Here is a 963-nt window from a genome sequence, read left to right as displayed (position 1 = left end):
CGCACCATCGTTACAGGTCAGAGCGTTCGCATGGCCCAGACCAAAAAGGTGACCAAATTCGTGTGCCAGGACGCTGTCGGTCAGGCTGTAGCTGCTGGGACGCGGCATCAGGATGCGTCCCGATACGCCGTCCGTCGTCCAGCCAGCACCGTATGCCCCGCTGGAGAGCAGGTTTTGGGGGACGAAGACCACCAGTGCCTCGCCTTCTTCGTACGTCCAGCCCAGCTCTTTGGTGATCTGGTCCATGATGTCCCAGTAGTTCCAGCTTGCCTTGGCAGCGGTTCTGAGCCGGGGCAGGGTTTCCTCCACGGCAATGGAAATCCGGCCGTTGGACATATCGGACCAATAATCGTCCGCGACATCGATCGCCTGCCGGGCCTGGTCCAAAGACACTGATGCGTAGTCTCCGGCGTCGTCATGAAGCTGCGCCCTCACCAACGTGACCTTGATATCACCGGCGGGATGGGGCGCGCGGGCTTCCATAGCTCCTTCGCGGCCACTGTATCGTCCGACTCCCGGAATTTGCCCCGGTTCATAGTGGTGATGCGTTTTAGGGGCACCGTCGACCGGCCGCGGCTCGGGCGGCCCGGTGGGTGCGGCGTACGCAGCGGGTGCCATCAGGAGGGACGCAACGATGATGGTCAGTGCCGTGATGGCGGACAGTACGGCTTTGACGCGGCCGGTGAGACCGACCATGGACTGGGTGGGAGATTTAGTCATGCTTAGGAAGCTTCCCGACAAGCGCCTGCCGGCTTTCGGCAGGGCGTGGCCGCTGTCCCGCTGATCCCCCCGTGACCCCGTGGTCCTATATCAGCGCATATGCGTACAGCCGCACCGGAACCCAAGTTAGCACCAGAGTGGTCAAAGTTATCAATGATACTATTGTTACCGGGCCTGTCTGCCAGGACACACCGGAAGAACATGGATGAGTCAACGACTCTTGAGGCCGCGACAGCCGGTCCA

At 61.5% G+C, this 963-nt stretch carries 1 protein-coding gene; it reads right to left on the bottom strand.

Annotation, left to right across the window (positions count from 1 at the left end; genetic code table 11):
- Positions 1 to 720: M12 family metallo-peptidase (locus Y707_RS0102250; RefSeq protein WP_026533879.1), on the bottom strand; the 720-nt coding region annotated here is incomplete at its 3' end.
- Positions 721 to 963: the final 243 nt, after the last annotated feature.

The organism is Arthrobacter sp. H14 (assembly GCF_000520495.1).
Taxonomy (GTDB): Bacteria; Actinomycetota; Actinomycetes; order Actinomycetales; family Micrococcaceae; genus Arthrobacter_C.
This window is presented reverse-complemented; position numbering and strand designations above follow the sequence as displayed.